The organism is Lacibacter sp. MH-610 (assembly GCF_045780045.1).
GTDB lineage: Bacteria > Bacteroidota > Bacteroidia > Chitinophagales > Chitinophagaceae > Lacibacter.
In genome coordinates this window covers 2,383,139-2,403,874 of sequence record NZ_CP116002.1, presented here as the reverse complement: position 1 = coordinate 2,403,874, position 20,736 = coordinate 2,383,139, and the positions used below count along the sequence as shown (strand labels likewise).

Below are 20,736 nucleotides of genomic sequence, written 5' to 3'. Positions count from 1 at the left end.
TACTAAACTTTAAACCCATACTTTGAAATAAAATGATAATTCATCAAGCAGTATTTCTTGGTTTGGGATGTTAATTGTTCTTTGCCATTCACAATATCGAACATCATTCTGAAATGATGTGGCTTTAAACGTTTTTTCACTCTATCCCATTCAACCATTTTCTTGATAAGTTCCAAAGTTATTTCAGGGTGGTTAGAATTATTCATCTCAGTGCTTTCAAGTAACTCGTCAATTTCAAACAGAAGTTCTGGTGAATTGACAATTACTTTTTCAATTATGGATATTCCATTTGAAATTTCATTTGGCAAAATGTTTGAACCATTTCTAACTTTCAATGCCAGATTCCAGGCAATATTCTGTTGCATATCTGACAAGGCTTTTGTTTCTCGCCCCCAATCTTCAATTTTCTTCCAAACACTCGTTGGAATGGATTTTATTTTTTCAAGTTCCTCCTGCCGCTTTTGTAATTCTGTTTCATCTTCAGAAATGATTATTCTCTTTGGCGGATTTTTCTTATCAATTAAATCCTGCACTATCGCTGATAAATCAAAGTCGAATCCATGTGATTTGACTTTTAACCAGCATTCTTCTTTTTTTGCCCACTCACCATAAAGTCCGCCGGGAATATCCTTAATAAATGCTTCAACTTGTGTCATCATTGAATGGAGCAGTTGTTTAAGTGAACTGGATATATCCTGAGCTTTCCAGATTTTGTATAAGTCTAACTGGTTTTTAGTTAAATAATTTAATAAACTGATGGTGTAGGGTACAGTAATGTAACGCAAATCACCAATAGCATTTGGTTTTACACCATAAACTTTCTCAGAAGCCCGATACAATATTGCTTTTGCTATAGTATCTTCATAATAAACATTGTTTAGTTTCTTCTCAAGGTTATAATTTATAAACTGGACATAATTTTTTTGATTTCCTCTTACAACATAATGTGGACCGACAGGTATTTTTTTTCCATCTGCTATTTCCTGATAAGCGTTAATGTATTTAGCCAATTCCTCTTTGGTGAACATTTGATTCTTCGGATTCTTTAAATCAAATGCCTTTAATCTGGACTTTGGCAAACTCTCCTTCAATCGTGCATTTTTATACTGCCCTCTTGCCCTTTCATAAAACCATTTAGTTTGTATTGGCTGGCTGTCCGTTAAAGGAGTGAAAATACTTCTTGACAGCTTTTCAAATTCAATATGATATGGCCTGTTACTACTTAAATCTGAAACTGATACTTTATTTTGAGTATTGGCGAACGCAGATATATTAGAAACAATATCACTAAATTTTTCTTTATTCTTGATTAATGATATTTTCATTTGGACAAAGATTTTGGAAATATCAGCCTTGTCCTTTTTAAAAGTATGATAAATTGAAGCTGTGGTTTGGCCACCATTCACTATTTGAAAATCCTTTACTGCTGCTATATTCAGCGAACTGCCATTTTCCTCAAATATAATTTCATCAGCAGTAGTTGTTAGTCCGTTATTATATGCAAGGAACATTTCGGGACTTTCTATTATCGTTTTTCTAATGCCAAAATTTGTTGACTTTTTTCCTCCAACCTGCAAAAATGAACGAACATTTTGTTCTAAAAGCCTTGCACCATATTGCTCATAAATAAAAGCCAAAGCTTCCCCTGGAATAATCGCTAAATATGATTGGTAGTCGTCAGTAATAGATGGAGACTGAATACACGGAATAGAAAAGCCATACGATTTGAAATCAATATCATTTGGAAGATGTGGCTTGTTACTTATATTGAAAAGACTTTCAATATCAAATACTTTGTAATAAAAATTATAACCAGCGATAGTTGTGCTTGATGGAAATTCTCCTTTATAAGAGCCATTGGTGAGTATGAAAGCATTCACTCTAACAAGGTTATCTTTTATATCCTGCGACTTTGCCAGTGTATAAGCAAATTGAAATATCTCGGAAGTCTCTTCAATTTCATCTGCATATTCACTTCTGAAATATTTATTCTTCTCATCGTCTGCGGCGTAGATTGCTTTTCTGAAAAAATTTGAAATTCTTTTGGTTGCTGTATCTATTTCCTGCCCCGATACTTTTGAAATTTCTTCCGTTCCGTTAAAGATTGTGACGAACAAATCTACTGTTTCGTAATTCTCTGATATGGCATAGGCATTTATTTTATGCTGTTTCTGTGTTCCTAATCCTTTTTCATCATACCTGACAACTATATTTTCAGACTCTCCAGATGCAGCCAGCAAATCAACTGCCTGTTGAGTAAAAATCTGTTCTGAAATTGCCCCTTCTTCATCTGTTGACTGAATGGCAGCAATGTCCTGCATTAGTGAAACATAAAATTTATTTAATTCAATATTTTCAAAAGATAGGCTCATCGTATTATTAGGGTTTGAAAAACTGATTCTTCTGTTTGAATAAATTCCTCGCATTGCGAAAGAATAATTGAATATTTCACATCGCCTACACCATTTCGGAGTTCATTCTCCTGTATTCTTGGAAAGGCAGCTTCCACTGAATAAAATGTATCCTGCCTTATAAAATAACCAATCGTATCATAAAGTAGTAGATGTTGTTCAAAATATCCGGCTTCATAGAGTTTAGACCGGAACCGGTTTAATGCAATGGTATCAGATGCAAGCAAATTGCTTATTGAGGAAACGATTTGATTTAACGTTTCTCCACTTTCTTGTGCTTTTTCCAACGAAACATGATAGATGTACAACTTTTCAAGATGCGTTATATCTAACTGCCTTTCGCTGCTAATTTGAATTTTTTGATGATTATTGCCATGAGTTGTTTTTACTTCTAATGCCCAATTGCCCATCTGAAAGTCTCTCACTTCACTTGCAGGACCAACCCATGTATTCAATACAGCAGAGTAATTGTGGTTATGCTGCATAAACTTCCGAATGAAATATAATTCACCAAACAAACCTCGTTGTTCTTCGGGTGATAATCCTTCGGATGCAATTTTAGTAAATAAAGATTTCCATTTTTCAAACCTGTTTAATAAGGTTTTCACCAACTGCTTTTCATTGGTCTCAGTGGCAATATTTGCAATCAGGTCTTCACATAGTACAGAAAAAATATCCCTGTGTTGATTGTTCGTGAGTTTAAATATTAGTATTCGTTTTTCTTGTTTGTTAGGGTCAGGAATAAGTTCAATTTGTATTTCCTGTAGATTATCAAATTGAGAAATATTAACATCAATTGATTCGCTTATTGAACTGGCAATGCATAGTTGCTTTTCTGGTTGTTGTATTGCAACAAACACATCAGGTAATACTGAGCCGGAGAACCTTCTTAATAGCAGGCCTTTTGCAAATGAAGTGTCATCTGCCAATTCATCCCATATTTGATTAATCTTCATCCTCGTCCTCCTCTTCTAAATTGTCTTCCTGATTGAAGATTGATAATAACTGTTCATGAACAGCGTAACTTACGGTTGCGTTAAACCTGCTGGAAGGGAAACTTATTGCGTAACCTACTATTGGATTACCGTCAAATGCCAATCCTGCTTCTTCGGGGTTTAAAAAATAGATAAGTAATAAAGGCTTTTTAGGGTCTCGAATTTCATTTCGAACTATTTCTCCACTTATATAACTCGGCTCACCATCTTTCCCCCTTTGCCTCCAATATTCAATTGTTCTGGCCCATGCAGTATTTCGTTCTTCATCCGTTAAGTCTATTACTTCATCTCCCGGACTAATAATATGTGAACGTTTTATATAGTAATTATCAGTAGAAGAATTTCTTTCATCTTGTCGCCTGTTAAATAACCCAATATCCAGTTCATCTTCTCCCTTTTGAATTGTGTAACGCAAATCAGCCTTCTTTTTTGACATAACAGCCACTCTCCATTGCGTTAGCTCATTATTTGCTACCTGTAAGTTGATAAACCTGATAAGATTAGTAGGGTCAGCCCGTTTTAAATTTTCTGAAAGCCTAAATCCTTGAAGTAAAGATTTAATGTTTTCAACGTTCACATCAAACCATAAATAATTGTCTTTTCTTATTACTGGCCTACCGTTAAGTTGGTCAATAAACGCTATTGCTGCTTGCAGGTTAGAAGAAATAACATCTGCCTTTTTTTGAAACTCATAAGATTCAACAAGTCTGCCCGCCCATGAAACAGTTACGGTTGTTGCTCTTCTGATTTTATTACTTGCCGAAATTTGAAGTACGCCAGGGTGAGTTCTTACTTTTAATGCGTATTGCTCGGGTGTTGCTCCTACAGTATCACTCATGTAATCAAACTCATTTCTTAGTTCTTCTGAAGCATGGGTAATATGGCAGAACCATTCATTGAGTTGTCTGCTTGTAAATAATCTGCATAAATCCACATATCCTGGTCTGTAGCCAAACCATCTTCCCATTTGCATAAGAGAATCATACATTCTGGATGTACGCAAATAGTAGCTCACAGAAAGACCCTCAAGAGTTAAGCCTCTGGAAAGTTTATTGCCACCAACTGCAATAACTGATAAGCCATTTGGATGGTCATAGTAATTCAGAGCATCAGCAGAGCCCATATTTATCTCCTTAACTATTATTCTTGATGCCGCCTCATGAAGGTGTTGTTTTACATCTTCCCAAGTATGTATCTGAATCTGGCCGTCAATTCCTGCTAATTGAGAATTTAAAATCTGTGAGCTAATTGTAGTGTAAGATTTATAATTTCCCTGGTCTTCTTCAAAAACTTCTCTGAACTCTTCCAGCACTGATGCAATTTTCATTTCGATACCTCGCCGGTAAAAGTCAAAAACATTTTCAACCAGCGACTTTAGTTCGTGCTGCCAGGCTCTTAATCTGGAAACATGAACAAGCATTGAGTTGTGTACATCAACTTGACCTCTTAACCTTCTTATTGAACAGCTTAGTATAAAGCATTTGATTGCCGTTTTAAGTGATTCCGGCACTTCAGTCGGTGTATTTGAATCGTCAACAAAATTGTGATGGTCATCTATTCTTCTTACTATTGGTAATACATCATCAGATTCCTCATCATCTTCCACAAGCCTGAATCCAAAAACTTTATCAGGGCCAATGTAGTTTGAGGGTGCAGGCAGATTAATTATAAAATCTCTTGGGAACAAATTATCTTCTTCTATGGGAATGAAAATGTTTGCAAATGGAGTAGCAGTATAACCGACATAGCCGCTTTTATCAAACAGTCGTAAAATATTCCGGATTAAATCATTAATTCTTGTAGCCGGGTCGTTGTCCCGATTAGTATTAATTGAAGCATTGTCTGCTTCGTCGTCTATTAACAATAATGATTTGCTTCTGATAACCCTGCGACCATCTACGTCTATTGCCTTGGAACTTAGCCATTGCAGTAACCTGTTTAATATTGTCGCATTCTTTTTTACAACCAGAACCAAAGGGTCTTTCATTCCAAAATTAATTCCAGATGAATTTGCAGCAGCAGTATTAAAGTCAGAGATGCTTGTTGTTAATGAGTGAGCAATTGCATTTTGATTAAAGCGGCCAACGCCAATCCAGGTGTTATTTTCTCTGAATGCTCTCTCATGCTGTGTATCAAAGCCAAGAAAACCTTCATCAATTCGGAGTTGCGTCTGACTTCTTAGATTGTTGTGTATGCCAGCCAGTACAATAATTAAATTAAATCCAGCATCCGCTCCTTTACAGATAAGCCCTGTATAATTAGCAGTCTTGCCAGATTGCACTTGTCCAACGACAAGACCATATTTGCTTATGATTGCGTTTATTTCCGGGTCAAATAATCCATCTAAAGTGCGGTCAGTTAATCTATCAAGTTGATTTAAGACTGTATCAGCAAAATTCTTTTCGTATTGCAAGTAGTCCCTGTATCTGTTCCAAAATTTAAAATCAATTCCAGCTTTCTTTGCATTAATCCAAGGTAACCTCCTTTCACTATCTTCTATAACCCTGAAGTCCTCAATACGAACATTGTAGATTGATTCAATCTCTCTCATTAAAGCATCTTTATCTACAGAGGAGTATAATGGTAAAGACAGTGCCATATCTACGGCAGTATCTATCTCTGCTCTACTAACACTTCCAGTTTGAGGCAAAAAAGTTCTGACAGTTTTGATTGCTTGTTGAAGCATAAATAAATCGTTTATAAAAATTCAAGAAAATGAGTGAACTGATTGAAAGGGTCAATGTTTGCAATTATGGATTTTGCCTCGTGTTCAGACTTCCCTTTCTTTATCAAGGATTCAAACATAGTTTGCATTGTCTTCCTGATTGGTTCCTGGTCTATCCCTTCAAAAGGTTTTCCCTGACCTTCTGGTTCTTCTGCTTCCTTAATGTAAATTGATTTTGATGGGATATTCTCTTCTATAAATCTGATTAAAGTTTCAATTGATTTATCAGGGTCTGTCTTTACCTGGTTTCGAATAATATCAAGTAAAGGATGTTCTCTGTTTATCTTATAAAACCATTTGTCGCCTCTTTTATGGTCAATCCATAAAGGAACAAACTTTTGCCCATTGGAATGTGTTACTGTTTTTCCTCTGTGCCGATATACTTCAATGCCTTGTGACCTGACTTTAGAGGCATAATTTTTTATCTGGTCTCTGTAAATAAGTGGCGGACGGGCAACTGATTTTTTTATATCAATCTGCCAGTCAGCGTCCAAAAAATTAGGCAAATCAATCAGAATCCTGATTAACTTGTAGTGTTCTTCTTTTCTAAACAATCCTAACCAATCTCCTGCTAACAACAATCTTTCGTTTCTGTATATGTAAAAGCCCTGATGCTCATTCCAGCCTTTTGTTCCTTCGGCATATCTGTAAGTTTCTTCATCTATCTTCGATTTGTGAGGCAATACATATCCTTTTATAATTACTTTACCATTATGCAACTGTTCTTCACCAAATGATTGAGTGGCCGGTTCTGTTGGCAAAAAAGGATTCCAAGGTTTTATTTCATTATCCTGAAAGAAAATTTTAATTCTTTTGCTTTCAATGAATCTGTGAAAAACCATTGCCAGATGTTTTTTCACTTGCTCCATTATAAATAGAAATTTATCGAGTGCTGCATTGTCGTTCTGCCTGAAATGTTTTACCACTCTGTCAATGTCATTCCAGATAACAAGAGTGCCTGATGGGAGATTTGATAAAATATTTTCATTGAAATTTTCCGGTAAATATTTAATTAAATCCCAACTGCCTGTTTGATTGACATAATCTAAATCCCATGTCCAGTACACACTGGCATAATCTTGTTTTTTGGATAAAACAGTTAATCGGCGGGCTTGTGAAAAAGAAGCAGTTTTAAGACCTAAGCCAAACCGTCCTAAATCTTTTGAACTTCTATCGTCTAATGGATTTTTGCTACCAGGGCGCATGGCCTGAATAAGTTCTTCATTATTCATTCCGTTACCATCATCTTTTACTGACAGCCAAGTATCTTCTCCGTTCCATTCAAAATTTACCCAAATATTTTTTGCATTTGCAGAAATTGAATTGTCAATAATATCAGCAATAGCAGTCTCTATGTTATATCCTATAGCCCTGAAAGTTTCAATCATTGAAGATGCTTCAGGGATAGCCTGGGCGGTTTGGTATTTTGAATAATCTATAGGTGGCGGCATGGTTTAGAGAAGTTCTTTAAGGGTTACTGCAAGTGCTTGAGCCATTAATGGTGGTACAGCATTTCCTATTTGTTTAAATGCTGCCGTTCTGCCTCCTTCAAAGAAATAGTCATCCGGGAAGGATTGTATTCTTGCAGCTTCACGAACAGAAATCGAACGTATCTGCTTTGCATCAGGATATATATAGTAATGACCATCTTTAGAAATGTGTGCCACTACTGTGTGTGAATGTCCAAGTGGGTCAACAACTTTATATCTGTCAAGAAATGCTTCTGTATTGTTATGGCTTTGCAATCTTTTGGGCAAGTCATTATACTTCAACCGTTCTTTTTTGTTGAGCCACTTATCAATTGCAATTGAATAGATTTCTAAATCTCTTTCGTTATGCTGTCTCGTAATATGCTGCGTTGTAAAGTCAATACCATTCCTTGTTTCCATTGCCTGCTGGTACTGATTAATTTTTTTAGTGTATTTAGCAATATTCATTTCCTGCCCTGGAAGTAAATTCGGCAGGTCTGCAAATAAATCTTTCTTTACTTGCCAGTGGTTTTCAATTGTTTCAAGTTCTGGGAACTCAAATTTTGTTTTCCCCTTTCGACCAATAATAATTACTCGTCGCCTTCTTTGCAACACGCCGTATTCTTCAGCATTTAATACCTTGTAATCTGCCGAATACCCAATTTCCTCAAATAAAGAAAGCATCTCATTCAGGTATTTTTTATTACCTGCGGTAAGAAGACCCAATACATTTTCAAAAACAAAGTATTTGGGTTTATATCGCACAAGAAATTCCGCATAATGCCTGAACAGATAATTTCTCTTGTCGCCACTCATTCTGTTGGGGTCACGGCTTCTGCCAACTAATGAATAAGCCTGACAAGGTGGGCCTCCGATTATTGCATCGACCTTTTTAGAGCCAAGTTGTTCGTCTATAGTATCAAAAATGTTCTCAATTGTTTTTTTTGTGATTTCACTATTAATAACTGATGAAATGATTTCCTCTGGAATACTATTCCACAATTCATCTCTACTAATTTCACTTTTCAAATACGAGTAGTATTTGCTGACTTTGTTACTATCATTCAGATAATGAAACGCCAGCCTTGTTTTTAAAGTATCAGCAGCTTCTTTATTCATTTCAACATGGGCAATAGGATTGAAGCCCTCCCGAATAAATCCTTCGGAAAGTCCACCAGCCCCCGCAAATAGGTCTATATAATTCATCTTAGTTATTCTCTGGATATGGCTGTGATGGTAAAGGAATATACTTATCCATTCCCGTTTCAATTAATGATACTTCAAGCATCACATCATAAATATCAATTCCTTCTTTTTCACAAACTTCAAAACACTTATTCATCAAGTCGTTCCTTAAATCAGCTTCCTCTTTTGTATAAGTTGGTGTGTTCTCTTTAAAATTTACATAGTCATTGAAATTATCATCAGGGTGAAAACTAACCCCTTCAGCTATTAGTTGTTTTGCAAATGCTTTTACATCATCTGCTGTTTCTATTTTAGTAATCATTTTGATAATGTTTTATTAAGTTTTTTAATAAGAGTGTTCAAAGTAGAATCAATATTACCTTTCTTTAATTTACACTCAAAGAGGGTTATTACATTCCACTTGTCCAACCTCAGTTTTTTAATATGCTCAGTGTCCAGTTGTTTGTTTCTGGCAATTTTATTTAACCACCATTCTGTTTTTGTTTTAGGCACAACGAAATATTTACACCCCTCATGCCCATGCCAAAAACAACCATGAACAAATATGACGGTTCTATACTTTGACAGCACTATATCCGGCTTGCCGGGTAAGTCTTTACTGTGCAGCCTGTATCTAAACCCATTTGCAAATAAATATTTACGAACTACTAACTCCGGCTTTGTGTTCTTTGACCGGATTTGACTCATATTATAGCTCCTGACTTCTTTTGTATGTACATCAGCCATGCTACTTGCCTTGCTTTTCCAGTACCGAAATATTAAAATCCAAATACCAGGCAAACTTTACCAGATAATCAATGGTAATAGCAAATTTGCCAGTTTCAACTTTTGAAATAGTGGAACGGTTTACTTCCATTATCTCTGCCAGTTCATCCTGACTAAATCCTTTCTTTTCCCGGAACGTCCGGATTTGTTTGCCAATCACTTCCCGATTCTCCTGGATATATTGCTCGGTTGGCCTGGACTTTTTATTCATAAATATTTAATGCCTTTAAAATACTTGTTCTATTCTGACGGCAATACAATGAGGTATTTCGTTGGAACTGGTAAGTCCCATCCATCAGGATAAGAAACTGTGGTTAAGTTGCCGCCTAATTCCTTAACCACACCCACTTGGTCTATACCCCCTAAAACTAATTGTTGATATTGCCTTACCGCTTTATCAGTGCTGCTGGTTTCGGCTTTGAAAACTTCGATTTGGTCGTTGTCGAAAGTTACTTTGTCCCCGACCTTAATTGACTTACTGAATTGTGTTGTCATAATCAATGTGCAGTTTGTATAGCGTTGCCCCCGCTTTAAGAATTATGAAGCTAATGTATTTAGCAATATAATGTTGCAATATATTGAACAATTTTTTCAGAACTCGTATGTAGTTTTCCCCACAATTGCGAATACTGTAATACCTAACGAATACTGTAATACCTAACTTGATGTCAAAAATCCGACACTTAGTAATCCCGGAGGGTTGCTATTTATAAGCACAATAGCTACTGCTTTGTAGCGATAAAAACAGCCATTAAGATAGAATTTATTCAAAATCAATATAAAAATGGTGCAAAATTGGCACACAAATAAAAATTTTTGCCCATGCGTTTTATCATGCAAAAAATTTGACGAAAAATCGTTGCACTGTACTAACTCAAACTTGAATTTGGAAAAATTTACGCCACCTTCTGTTTAGCATACCAGGACGGCCTTGTGGCAACTCTTGTGAATTTAATTTTTGGAACAATTTCATCATACAACTGCTGCACTACTTCAACAACTTTTTTCGGACGAACATTTTTTCTGCTCTTCAATAAGCCCACCCTGAAAAACACCTTACCTGTTAGTTCCGGCATCGCTTTGTATAAATTGCGGCGGTAAGAATAATCTCTTTTTTCAAGGGTCGCAATAACCTGAGTGTGTGGAATTGTTTCAATAAAACCCAATAGCTCCATCTTCTGTTTTAGTTCTGTTGCTGTTGTTTTGCTACGTTGCAATAAACCAGCTATTTTACGATTGCAATAGCCATAATAATCGGGCTTATCAATTTTTTGCTTTTTTGAATTAGTTACAGCTTTTTGATTTATTACCCTACGTGGAACCCAAGTTTGAGTAGAATCAGAAGAGGCCGCAACTTGTAATGCAGCTCCGGTTGTTTTCACTGCGGTTTTGAACCTCTTCTTTAATCCTACTTCAAAATGATATTTCTGGTGTTGAATATTACTGCAAACTATTACCGATGCCAAAAATGGCTCCATCACCTGAATATCTTTCAGGTGAAACAAAGCTGACTGCCTTTTGTAAAAACCATACCTGGCCCTCAGTTTATCCATGCCTCTTACAAAGTAATTTTCGGATATGACGTTATAACCAATCCAGTTTAAGCGGATGGCCTGCCTGAGATGTTTATTAACTGTATTGTGAGATTTAAAGCCTAAAAATTCGGGCATTTGCTTGAATGCGTCTGAGCTTCTATTAACGATGCCGTCATTACAGCATTTGAGGTACATGTAAACCTGAAAAGGTTTTACCAATTTATGATGGAAAACGTAGGTAGCAAATTCTGTGGGTACTTGCTGATATGTCCTTTTAAAGTCCGTGTTCATTCTTTCTTTACTGTCAGTATATAAATTATTCGTCCGCTTGCTTTTTTAAAAGCAAAATTTGTTCATTCTTCATACAGCAGTTTTGGTTTGATTTCAGTTTTCAAAGGATGGCTTCTGAGCAGAAGCAATCATTGTTGGTTCTTACGGCGAGGTTATTAAGCAGCGTTCTGCTTGTTTCCTTCCAGCACCTTCATCACATCCTTTCTTGAATAGTAGATAGTGCCACCCATTTTTGTAAATGGCAAAGTTCCATTTACTCTCAGGTTTTGTAATGTGCCGGGTGAGCAAGCTAACATGTTCATTACATCGGCGCTTTTCAACCATTCTTTTTGTTCCGTAGCAGGGCTTAAAAACTTTTTGAGTTCATCAATAAGCTCTACCTTTAAATCCTGAAAATCCTTTTTTGTGACTAACTCTAACTGCATTGTTTTTTATCATTTAGTTACAATAATTCCTCTCTAATAAGGATAAGACAAATTTACCCAATTTTGACGCTAATATTATTAGTATTTATCCACACAATATTCACTATTCCCCAATAAAACCGGGCATTTTTCCACAAATTGGCATATCTGATATTTTAGACAAAATATTTAGTAATAGTTAAGCAATTTTTATTTTAACTGTACTGTTGACCAGGTTCATTTTTTCTTTCAGCAATGCCATATCGTTACTTACTTTTTTATCTAACACTTTTGCATAATGTTGTGTAGTACGAATTGATTTATGCCCTAACATTTTTGAAACACTTTCAATCGGCACATCATTTTGCAGTGTTACAGTAGTAGCGAATGAATGACGGGCAATATGAAATGTGATGTTCTTTTCTATTTCACACACCGCAGCAATTTCTTTTAAGTAATCATTCATCTTTTGATTGGAGTTTACCGGTAGTAATTTTTTTTCTGCACAGCATTTTGGATGGCTGGCATACTTATCTAAAATTGCCTGGGCAGATGGTAAGATTGGAATACTGGAACGGGTATCTGTTTTTGTACGGTTTACTTTTATCCATCTTTCGCCATCAATACCAATGATAACATGGTCCCTTGTGAGCTTCTTTACATCGCTGTAAGCAAGGCCAGTAAAGCAACAGAAAAGAAATACATCCCTTACCTGTTCTAATCTTGATGTGGCAAACTCTTTATCAGCGATTGCCTGGATTTCATGCTCATGTAAAATTTCTCTTTCAACTTCATTCAAACGAAAACGATAATTAATGAAAGGGTCTTTATCTATCCAGCCATTGCCGAGACATATACGCATTATCTTTTTAAAGTTGGTGAGATACTTAATGGCAGTATTGTGTGAACACTTGCGGACAGCTTTTAAGAAATATTCATACTCGGTAATGAACTCATGATTAACCTGCTTAATAGGATAGTCGGAAACGTTATACTTGTATTCAATAAATTCTTTGGTGTGATTTAATGCAGTTGCATAACGTTCATGTGTACCAAAAGAATATTCCTTGCCGATTAAAGATTTCATCTGGCTGTTGTGATACTGAAAAACTTCCATGATAGTTTTACTTTTCTCAGTAATACCGAAGTAGGAGTTTTTAACTGTATCAGCAGTTATTGTTTTGCCGGTTTCCAGTAACCGATTGTAGTGTTGAAAAAGTGATGTACGAACTGCCATGATGTGGGCATTCAATCCACGGATTTCTTCCGTATTTCCTTTTGCTACTCCTGCCTTGTTTATCCATTTATCCGGTTCAATAAACCGCTTCAGGGAAAACTCAGTTCTTACCTCATTGATGGTAATCCTGGCATAGATAGGAGCCTTGCCAAACTCGTTCTTTTTTGAAGATTTTACCTGAAAAGACAGGTGCATTGCGTTGTTCATTTTTCGTCCGATTTATGGTTATAAATTTACTAAAAACATTGGGATTTTAAGCCAACGAAATATCCACAAAATGCAGACTGGTAAAGGATTTCAGCGTTTTGGCGAGACCTTGAAAAGTGGAGTGAAAAGGTCTCGATTTAGACCATTTTCTTTGAGAGTTTTTGAATGATTTGGGGAGTACCCAAAATAAAAAACCCTTGCCACCATTGAGTTTGCAAGGATTTAATACTTTTTGAATAGTGTTTCAGCGGAGAGAGAGGGATTCGAACCCCCGGAAGCTTTCACTTCAACGGTTTTCAAGACCGCCGCATTCGACCGCTCTGCCATCTCTCCGGCGCAAAAGTAAGGGTACAAGTTTTTTACTCCAAAAAAATATCCAATTGAACTTTGAATCACTTGGTATAATAGATTTGGCAAAAAAACAAATGAAAAAACTCTTTCTTGTTACCCTTTTAACAACACTATCCGTTTTAACCCATTCCCAATCCTCCTCCATTTTCTGGGGCGATGATATGAAGATCAAACGGGGCACTACCGAACTGAATATAATTACTGCAGATAAAACCGGTGTTTATGTACAGGAAGGCGGCGTAAGGTATTTTACCATCGGCAGACGCAATATGACCGGCGTGAAATTCAGGAAGTTTGATAAGTTTTATAACGAAGTATATGAAGAAGACTTCAAACAGGAACTTAAAGGTAAAGAGCTCAACCGTATTATTCCCTTTAAAGATAAGCTCTTCATTTTTGCTGATGACTATGATAAAAAAGAGAAACGATACATCACATTTGCCGCAGAAATAGATAAAAACTCAGGAAAGCTAAAAGGCGATTGGAAAGAGATTGCATCATTTGAGCGTGAAAGCAAAAATGATGATTATGAGTTTGGCATTATTCCAAGTGCCGATTCATCAGCCATGGTATTGGTGGCAGATATCAGTAACAAAGAACAGGCATCCATTAAAGTTTTGGTGATGAATGAAGCACTCCAGCAAAAGTCATCTACCATAATCAACCTCGAGTTTGCCAAAAACACCTATGAACTGGATGATATACTTGTAACGGCTGACAATAAAATTGTAGTAAGCGGTAAAGTGTTTGAAGAAGTACAGGTAAAGAAGAAAAGAACCCGGCTAATGTTCAAGAAGCTGGCGATTGAAAAATTTGATGCCACCGGAAAGAAATTATTTGATCTGCCAACAACCAGTGCAGGCAAGATTATGCTGAGCGCTAAAATTGTATCCAATAAATCAGGCGAATTATTTGTTTGCGGCTACTACTCCAATGATGCCCGTTCAAAAGAAGTAAATGGTATTGTTGTAAACAGGATCAATCCTGAAAACGGCAACATCATCATGACTACTGAAAAAATTATAGACCCTACCCTTATCGGAAATTTTATTGATGACAATGATGATGACAACGATAAAGAAACAAAGCAGTCAAAAGCAGCTTCCAAAAAAGCGGCGGATGATGATGAACTGGATGGTTTTTCATCCGATTACCGTTTCAGAAGAGCTTATATAGGACAGGATAATTCAATTCTGCTAATTGCTGAAAAGTAACGCTTTGATGTTTACACATACACAGAGTCAAACTATGTAAATGGCCGCTGGACTTACAGAACCGTAACTGTTTACCGCTATACCTGCGGCGATATAATGACTACCAAACTTGATAACCAGGGCAATATTAAATTCATTAATGTAATTCCCAAGAGCCAGATTGAGACGATACGTGGAGCAGGGCCGTATATGAGTGGCGGGGCTGGCTTTTCAAGTCAACTTTTCATCAGTGGCGGCCTTCCATTTTACAGCTCTTTTAATTGTGTGCCGTACAAAAACAAACTTGTGTTTTACTTTAATGACAATGACAAAAATATTGCCGTTACTAAAACATCCCAAACTGCAAAAGCAGTTTATAATTTCAGAAAATCAAGTTGCTATACTGTAACATTAGATCTTGAAACCGGTGCCGTTACCAGGAAAATGCTCTTTACCAATGATGATGAACCGATTGCCATGGTTCGTCATGGTATGCTCAGCAATAATGAATTATTTTTAATTGCCTTCCGCAACAGCATGCTTGGCAAATCAAGTATCAAACTGGGAAAAATAACCGTCAAATAAATAAAGCCCCGCAACTGCGGGGCTTTTATTTTTCTTCAACCGGTTTATCAATTACTACAATTAGATCGTTTAAGCTTACTGTAATAGGTATGGCACCTAACTGCACCACTGCATTTTTACCTTTTATTTCTTTTACAGTACCCACCTGTCGGTTCCTGGTCATCTTTACTTTATCACCTACTTTAACTGCACCTCCCACTTCCTCAAACTTTTCGTTGATCTTCTTATCTTTTTTTTCAGCTACCTGTTTTTGCCGCTCATGAAACAGTAATGCATTCACCTGTTTCATTACTTCCTGTTTATTATCATTCCGCTTCCATTCCTGCACAATGGCTTTGAGCTTTCGCTCTGTATCTTTTAAATAAGCCATTTTTTCTTCGGTGATTTTATTCTGATGCTTCAACAGTTCTACCTGTTGCTGATGCTTTTCCTTATCCATCACCTGCTGCATTTCTTTTTTCAGCTTTTCATTTTCACGGATTAACCTGTTGAGGTCTTTTTCTTTCTTCTCAATATGTCGTAAATCATTTTCAGCTGTGTTCAGCAGTTTATCCAAACGGAAATGATCTTCATCTACCAGTTGCCGGGCACGTTCAATCAGCTTTTTATCCAGACCGATACGTTCAGCAATGGCAAACGTATAAGAACTGCCGGGCTTTCCTATCAACAGTTTGTATAAAGGCATCAAACTCACTTCATCAAAACTCATAGCACCGTTGATGACTCCCGGTGTATGATTGGCCATTACTTTAAGATTGAGGTAATGCGTAGTAACAATCCCGAGCGAATGTTTTTTAACCAGTTCCTGCAAAATAACTTCAGCAAAGGCGCCACCAAGATTAGGATCGCTGCCACTACCCAGCTCATCTATAAAAAACAAAGTACGGCCATTGGCATTTTCCATGAAATACTTCATGTGCAGCAAATGACTGCTGTAGGTGCTGAGGTCGTATTCCAGGCTTTGTGTATCACCAATATGAATCATCAGCTGTTTGAAAAGCCCAAAAGTTGATTCAGGATGTACGGGCACCAGCAAACCACTCTGCACCATGAGTTGTAATAGCCCCACTGTTTTTAAGGTAACTGTTTTACCTCCTGCGTTAGGGCCGGAAATAACGAGTATCCTGTTTTTTTCATTCAGTGAGATGGTAGTGGGAATGGTGGGTTTGTTATTTTTTTGATTATATAGTTTGAGCAAAGGATGATAAGCCTGCTTCAGCTCCACCACCGATGCATCAGATAACATGGGGTAATTCGCCTGCATTTCAATACCCAGCCTTGCTTTAGCACGGATAAAATCATATTCACCTAAAATACTGTGATACGTAGATAGTAAGGCAGCATAAATAGATAATGAAGCTGTAAGTTCTCTAAGGATGCGATACACTTCCCGGCGTTCTTCGTTTTCAAGACTGAAAATATCATTGTTCAACTCAATGGTTTCTTCGGGCTCCACAAACACTGTTCTGCGTGTTTCACTTTCGCCATGCAGAATACCTTTTACCTGCCGCTTCTGTTCTGCAAACAGCGCCACTACCCTGCGCCCGTTTAAAAATGACTCTTCAATATCTGCTACATAACCCTGCTTCTGTAATTTTTTAAGCACCTTTTCAAACTCTCTACGCAATTCATTGCGTTTGCGATACAGGTTCATACGAATACTGCCCAATGCTTCACTGGCATCATCTTTTACAATACCACTCTCATCCAGCACATCATTGATCAGTTCCAGTATCACTTTTTCATAATAGCTGCCTTCAATTACATTACTCAGGGCAGGATAAGCTGTTCGCCGCTCTGCATCAAACCAATGAAAAATACTTTTCGCATTCTCTGCCAGCTTGCGGATGTTTACTAATTGATCTTCGCTTAAAACAGCACCGGGAATAGATAACAGCTTTAATTCCCTTGATAAATTCAAAACATAATCAGTAGGGAAATACTGGCTTTGCTCCAGCAGGAGTTTCATTTCATAGCTCTGCTGCAATTCCAGTTGTATGAACTCCTTTTTGGTATGGATGCGTAATTGAGCTGCTTTCTCTTTTGCATACTCCGTTCTGCAATGAGCCAGCAATAATGCTTTCACCTTTTCAAATTCTAATTGAACCAATGCCGATTCAGGAAACACCCGCATACTCAAATCTCGTTTATAATGCGGGCAAAGGTACTATTGTTGTTCTTTCAGCAGACACTTACAAAAACATTTATAATCGTCAACAAAATACAAGGTTATTGGTTGTATTGTTTGCTTTAACTTGAGCCCATGCATGCTGCTATTACCATTGTACGCTATAAAAAAAGATTTATCTATTTTGCTGTATCTGCGATGGGCATCCATAGCCTGTACCTGTGGTTTAAAAAATCAGTTCTTTTTCATAAAACATTAGGCTGCGGCAAAGGCGGCACGTTCAGTAAAGCTCCTGATTGGCAGCAATGGGGTTTGCTGGTTGTAAAGGAAGATCTTTCCCGTTTTGTTGAAAAAGATATCAATCACCTGCAACTGATTAAAGAACTCTATGGTTCCTTTATTGCGGACTGGTATCGTTTGTTTGGTTGTGAACTCTGGACGGTGATACTGGAACCGATTGAAGGCCACGGTACCTGGAACGGTAAAAAAGCTTTTGGCAACCTGCCGCCTAAAAGCAGTTATGAAGGGCCGATTGCTATTCTTACCAGGGCTTCTATTCGTATCAACAAACTCCATCGCTTTTGGGCACATGTAGAAGGAGCTGCAGAAGAAATGACCCGGGCTGATGGCTTTCTTTTTTCGCAGGGTATTGGTGAATGGCTGTGGGTAAGGCAAGCCACTTTATCATTCTGGCAAAGCAAAGAACAAATGAAAAACTTTGCTTATAAAATGAAGAATCATAAAGAGATTATTCAAAAAACACGAGAAGAAAAATGGTATAGTGAAGATATGTTTGTTCGCTTTAAGGTATTAAAAACAACGGGCTCTATCCGTGGAATAGAGCCCGTTCAGTTATTTCAAAAAACAAATGATTAATTCTGTGCCTTGTCTGAAAGACGGTTCATTGCTAACTGATACTGCAGAATCATATCACTCATAATATTGATGGTTTCACCAAGATTCAGATCGGTTTTACGTACTCTTAAGAATGCAGTATTACGTTCTTTCTTTTGTACATCTTCCCCAATAGCTGCAAGATCGGCATTGAGATTACTGATATTTAATTCAGCAGGAAGCTTGGTTAATATATCAATAGCTCGGATCGTATTATTCAGCTGCTGTTTTTCCTGGCGGAATTTATCCAGCTTTAATGAAAATACTTTGTCGTTATACTTTTCAAGCCAGTTGCTGTATTCTTTGATAGAGGTGTATGCTTTATTTTGCTTAATGCGTTCATTGCTGCGTTCAATAATCTCCGTAAAGCTGTAACCATTGCTCCATGCTTTGTATTGAGTGCTTGCAATTTCATCCCAAGGTAATGCAGCAGGCTCATCTTTTTCACGGAGTTTGAGATACTCATATTGATCTGGTAACACAATATCAGAGGCTACACCTTTCAATTGTGTACTGCCACCATTGATGCGGTAAAATTTCTGTAATGATAATTTCAGAGAGCCCAATTCAGATGGATTATTACTCGTCCAACTGGTACGCTCCAGGTCAATGCTGCGTTGAACAGTTCCTTTACCATAAGTAGTAGTACTTCCAACTACCAATCCTCTTTTGTAATCTTGTATGGCTGCTGCAAATATTTCGGAAGCTGAGGCACTGAACTCGTTTACCATTACTACTAAAGGCCCGTTCCAGAGTACGTTATTATCTCTGTCACGCAATACAGTTGGGGCTTCATCACGGCTTTTCACCTGAACAATAGGGCCGTTCTCAATAAACAAACCCACCATTTGCACAACATCCATCAGGGAACCACCTCCGTTATTACGAAGATCAAGAATGATTCCTGAAACGCTTTCTGCTTTCAGCTTCGAAATTTCACGGGCCACATCGGCTGCACAACGGGCGCCATTGGGATCGTTGAAGTTGGCATAAAACTCGGGCAGATAGATATAGCCGATTTTTGAGTTACCGCTGCCGGTAATCACTGCACTTTTAGCAAATGTTTCATCCAGGTTAATTTTTTCCCGGATCATTACAACAACTTTGATGGAGCCGTCGGGCTTTTTAATCGTCAAACGAACTTCAGTACCTTTTTTACCACGAATAAGACGAACGGCATCGGGCACTTCAAAACCGGTAAGATCCTGTGGTTCTTCAATTCCTTGTCCTACTTTTAATACAATGTCACCAATTTGTATAACACCGCTTTTGTAAGCAGGGCCACCGGTAACAATGGTTGCAATTTTGATATTGTTGTTTTCATCTTCAGTAAGCGAAGCACCGATTCCAAAGAACTCGCCGCTCATGCTTTCATCAAACGAACGTTTTTCAACCGGTGGAAAATAGTTGGTATGAGGATCCATACTTCCGGCAATGGTATTTACCAATAAGCTGAAACGATCATCATCTTTGAAACGATTTCTGAAACGGTCAAACATTTTGTCGTAAGCCTTCAGCACTTTTTCACGGGCCTCTTTTTCAAGTTCTGCTGTGGTTTTTACAACAAAGTTTTCTTTGCCTTTATTTTTCTCCTGGTTTTCCAGGGCATCTACATAACGGTTGAGTACTTCGTATTTTATTTTCTTACGCCATACTTCTTTACGGGCCGCTTCAGTTTTTGGAAACACCTGTTTGTCGTAATCATCTACATACGTTTCATCCACATTAAAATCAAAAGGCTTTTGTAAAAGTTCCTTGTAGAGCGCTGCCACTTCTTCTACCCTTTTTTTATACGCTTCATTGATGGCATAAAAGGACTCCAGGCGGGCACCATGAATTTCATCATCAATTTTTGTTTCAAACTTTTTGAATTGCTCCACATCAGCTGCGAGGAAATAGTTTTTATCCGGATCCAGTGATTTGAGGAATTGCTGAAACACTTCTTTTGAAAAAGCGTCGTCAATTTTCTTGGGGCTGAAATGTCCTTCTTCCAGCATTTCACCTACAAGTACAAGAATACGCTCATAGCGGTTCGTAGGAATTTTACGGGTTGCGGATGACTGTACTGCGTAAAAAATTCCACCTCCAACTACCAACAGTAACAGTATAAATAAACTCTTTTTACTAAACATATAGGATATGAGTTTTGACATAAATGAATAAGAGTAAAAATAGCAATAAATGCGGAGGGATAACGAACCCGTTCGTGTATTTATTGGCTTTTAACAGGAGATTTAGGATAAACGGGTGTAAAAATGGGCGGGGAAAGGTAGTAAAATGTCGGGATGATTGGATTCGAACCAGTCCACCACTGCGGGATCCGGAACGAACTAAGTTCTA

General features: G+C 37.3%; 17 protein-coding genes and 1 tRNA gene. 3 read left to right on the top strand and 15 right to left on the bottom strand.

Going from position 1 to position 20,736, the window contains the following annotated elements; all coding sequences use genetic code 11:
* Positions 1 to 2: 2 nt before the first annotated feature.
* From PDL71_RS11135 to PDL71_RS11075, 13 genes are all read right to left on the bottom strand, one after another.
* Positions 3 to 2,372 carry an AIPR family protein gene (locus PDL71_RS11135; RefSeq protein ID WP_407520974.1) on the bottom strand — a complete coding sequence of 790 codons (2,370 nt, stop codon included), beginning with the start codon at positions 2,370 to 2,372 and terminating at the stop codon, positions 3 to 5.
* The gene (locus tag PDL71_RS11130; protein WP_407520972.1) at positions 2,369 to 3,367 is read right to left on the bottom strand and encodes a PD-(D/E)XK motif protein; all 999 of its coding nucleotides are present in this window, start codon (positions 3,365 to 3,367) and stop codon (positions 2,369 to 2,371) included. The genes PDL71_RS11135 and PDL71_RS11130 overlap by 4 nt, the downstream gene beginning before the upstream one ends.
* A complete protein-coding gene (locus tag PDL71_RS11125; RefSeq protein ID WP_407520970.1) occupies positions 3,357 to 6,092 on the bottom strand; it encodes a Z1 domain-containing protein in 2,736 nt (911 codons plus the stop codon). The genes PDL71_RS11130 and PDL71_RS11125 overlap by 11 nt, the downstream gene beginning before the upstream one ends.
* Before the next feature lie 11 nt (positions 6,093 to 6,103).
* Entirely contained in the window at positions 6,104 to 7,582 is a 1,479-nt protein-coding gene (locus tag PDL71_RS11120) for an ATP-binding protein (protein WP_407520968.1), read from the bottom strand.
* Positions 7,583 to 7,585: 3 nt separating this feature from the next.
* Complete coding sequence (locus PDL71_RS11115) at positions 7,586 to 8,806, bottom strand: DNA cytosine methyltransferase (protein WP_407520966.1); 1,221 nt, start codon at positions 8,804 to 8,806, stop codon at positions 7,586 to 7,588.
* Between the two features lies 1 nt (position 8,807).
* A complete protein-coding gene (locus PDL71_RS11110; protein WP_407520964.1) occupies positions 8,808 to 9,107 on the bottom strand; it encodes a hypothetical protein in 300 nt (99 codons plus the stop codon).
* On the bottom strand, positions 9,104 to 9,532 hold the full coding sequence (locus PDL71_RS11105) for a very short patch repair endonuclease (RefSeq protein WP_407520962.1): 429 nt from the start codon (positions 9,530 to 9,532) through the stop codon (positions 9,104 to 9,106). The genes PDL71_RS11110 and PDL71_RS11105 overlap by 4 nt, the downstream gene beginning before the upstream one ends.
* Position 9,533: 1 nt before the next feature.
* Positions 9,534 to 9,782 (bottom strand): helix-turn-helix domain-containing protein, encoded by a 249-nt coding sequence (locus tag PDL71_RS11100; protein ID WP_407520960.1) that lies wholly within the window; start codon positions 9,780 to 9,782, stop codon positions 9,534 to 9,536.
* Between the two features lie 29 nt (positions 9,783 to 9,811).
* Entirely contained in the window at positions 9,812 to 10,066 is a 255-nt protein-coding gene (locus tag PDL71_RS11095) for a hypothetical protein (protein ID WP_407520958.1), read from the bottom strand.
* 401 nt (positions 10,067 to 10,467) lie between these two features.
* Entirely contained in the window at positions 10,468 to 10,953 is a 486-nt protein-coding gene (locus PDL71_RS11090; RefSeq protein ID WP_407520956.1) for a hypothetical protein, read from the bottom strand.
* Between the two features lie 599 nt (positions 10,954 to 11,552).
* Complete coding sequence (locus PDL71_RS11085; protein WP_407520954.1) at positions 11,553 to 11,822, bottom strand: helix-turn-helix domain-containing protein; 270 nt, start codon at positions 11,820 to 11,822, stop codon at positions 11,553 to 11,555.
* A gap of 178 nt (positions 11,823 to 12,000) precedes the next feature.
* Positions 12,001 to 13,233 (bottom strand): site-specific integrase, encoded by a 1,233-nt coding sequence (locus PDL71_RS11080; RefSeq protein ID WP_407520952.1) that lies wholly within the window; start codon positions 13,231 to 13,233, stop codon positions 12,001 to 12,003.
* Positions 13,234 to 13,493: 260 nt separating this feature from the next.
* Positions 13,494 to 13,578 (bottom strand) — tRNA-Ser (locus PDL71_RS11075).
* A 92-nt stretch (positions 13,579 to 13,670) separates the two neighbouring features.
* Between PDL71_RS11075 and PDL71_RS11070 the strand changes: the two genes are divergently transcribed.
* Both PDL71_RS11070 and PDL71_RS11065 read left to right on the top strand, forming a co-directional pair.
* Positions 13,671 to 14,810 (top strand): hypothetical protein, encoded by a 1,140-nt coding sequence (locus PDL71_RS11070; protein WP_407520950.1) that lies wholly within the window; start codon positions 13,671 to 13,673, stop codon positions 14,808 to 14,810.
* A 96-nt stretch (positions 14,811 to 14,906) separates the two neighbouring features.
* Positions 14,907 to 15,374, top strand: coding sequence for a hypothetical protein (locus tag PDL71_RS11065; RefSeq protein WP_407520948.1), 468 nt, complete (start codon positions 14,907 to 14,909; stop codon positions 15,372 to 15,374).
* Positions 15,375 to 15,399: 25 nt separating this feature from the next.
* Here PDL71_RS11065 and PDL71_RS11060 read toward each other — a convergent pair whose 3' ends face one another.
* Positions 15,400 to 17,508 (bottom strand): endonuclease MutS2, encoded by a 2,109-nt coding sequence (locus PDL71_RS11060; RefSeq protein WP_407520946.1) that lies wholly within the window; start codon positions 17,506 to 17,508, stop codon positions 15,400 to 15,402.
* A gap of 129 nt (positions 17,509 to 17,637) precedes the next feature.
* Between PDL71_RS11060 and PDL71_RS11055 the strand changes: the two genes are divergently transcribed.
* A complete protein-coding gene (locus PDL71_RS11055; protein WP_407520944.1) occupies positions 17,638 to 18,378 on the top strand; it encodes a spheroidene monooxygenase in 741 nt (246 codons plus the stop codon).
* Here the strand turns inward: PDL71_RS11055 and PDL71_RS11050 are convergent.
* On the bottom strand, positions 18,375 to 20,528 hold the full coding sequence (locus PDL71_RS11050; RefSeq protein ID WP_407520942.1) for a carboxy terminal-processing peptidase: 2,154 nt from the start codon (positions 20,526 to 20,528) through the stop codon (positions 18,375 to 18,377). The genes PDL71_RS11055 and PDL71_RS11050 overlap by 4 nt on opposite strands.
* Positions 20,529 to 20,736: the final 208 nt, after the last annotated feature.

Bases quoted from the DNA above. Each gene is read 5' to 3' on its own strand.
- PDL71_RS11135 (WP_407520974.1), bottom strand. From the start codon at position 2,372: ATGAGCCTATCTTTTGAAAATATTGAATTAAATAAATTTTATGTTTCA.
- PDL71_RS11130 (WP_407520972.1), bottom strand. From the start codon at position 3,367: ATGAAGATTAATCAAATATGGGATGAATTGGCAGATGACACTTCATTT.
- PDL71_RS11125 (WP_407520970.1), bottom strand. From the start codon at position 6,092: ATGCTTCAACAAGCAATCAAAACTGTCAGAACTTTTTTGCCTCAAACT.
- PDL71_RS11120 (WP_407520968.1), bottom strand. From the start codon at position 7,582: ATGCCGCCACCTATAGATTATTCAAAATACCAAACCGCCCAGGCTATC.
- PDL71_RS11115 (WP_407520966.1), bottom strand. From the start codon at position 8,806: ATGAATTATATAGACCTATTTGCGGGGGCTGGTGGACTTTCCGAAGGA.
- PDL71_RS11110 (WP_407520964.1), bottom strand. From the start codon at position 9,107: ATGATTACTAAAATAGAAACAGCAGATGATGTAAAAGCATTTGCAAAA.
- PDL71_RS11105 (WP_407520962.1), bottom strand. From the start codon at position 9,532: ATGGCTGATGTACATACAAAAGAAGTCAGGAGCTATAATATGAGTCAA.
- PDL71_RS11100 (WP_407520960.1), bottom strand. From the start codon at position 9,782: ATGAATAAAAAGTCCAGGCCAACCGAGCAATATATCCAGGAGAATCGG.
- PDL71_RS11095 (WP_407520958.1), bottom strand. From the start codon at position 10,066: ATGACAACACAATTCAGTAAGTCAATTAAGGTCGGGGACAAAGTAACT.
- PDL71_RS11085 (WP_407520954.1), bottom strand. From the start codon at position 11,822: ATGCAGTTAGAGTTAGTCACAAAAAAGGATTTTCAGGATTTAAAGGTA.
- PDL71_RS11080 (WP_407520952.1), bottom strand. From the start codon at position 13,233: ATGCACCTGTCTTTTCAGGTAAAATCTTCAAAAAAGAACGAGTTTGGC.
- PDL71_RS11070 (WP_407520950.1), top strand. From the start codon at position 13,671: ATGAAAAAACTCTTTCTTGTTACCCTTTTAACAACACTATCCGTTTTA.
- PDL71_RS11065 (WP_407520948.1), top strand. From the start codon at position 14,907: ATGACTACCAAACTTGATAACCAGGGCAATATTAAATTCATTAATGTA.
- PDL71_RS11060 (WP_407520946.1), bottom strand. From the start codon at position 17,508: ATGCGGGTGTTTCCTGAATCGGCATTGGTTCAATTAGAATTTGAAAAG.
- PDL71_RS11055 (WP_407520944.1), top strand. From the start codon at position 17,638: ATGCATGCTGCTATTACCATTGTACGCTATAAAAAAAGATTTATCTAT.
- PDL71_RS11050 (WP_407520942.1), bottom strand. From the start codon at position 20,528: ATGTTTAGTAAAAAGAGTTTATTTATACTGTTACTGTTGGTAGTTGGA.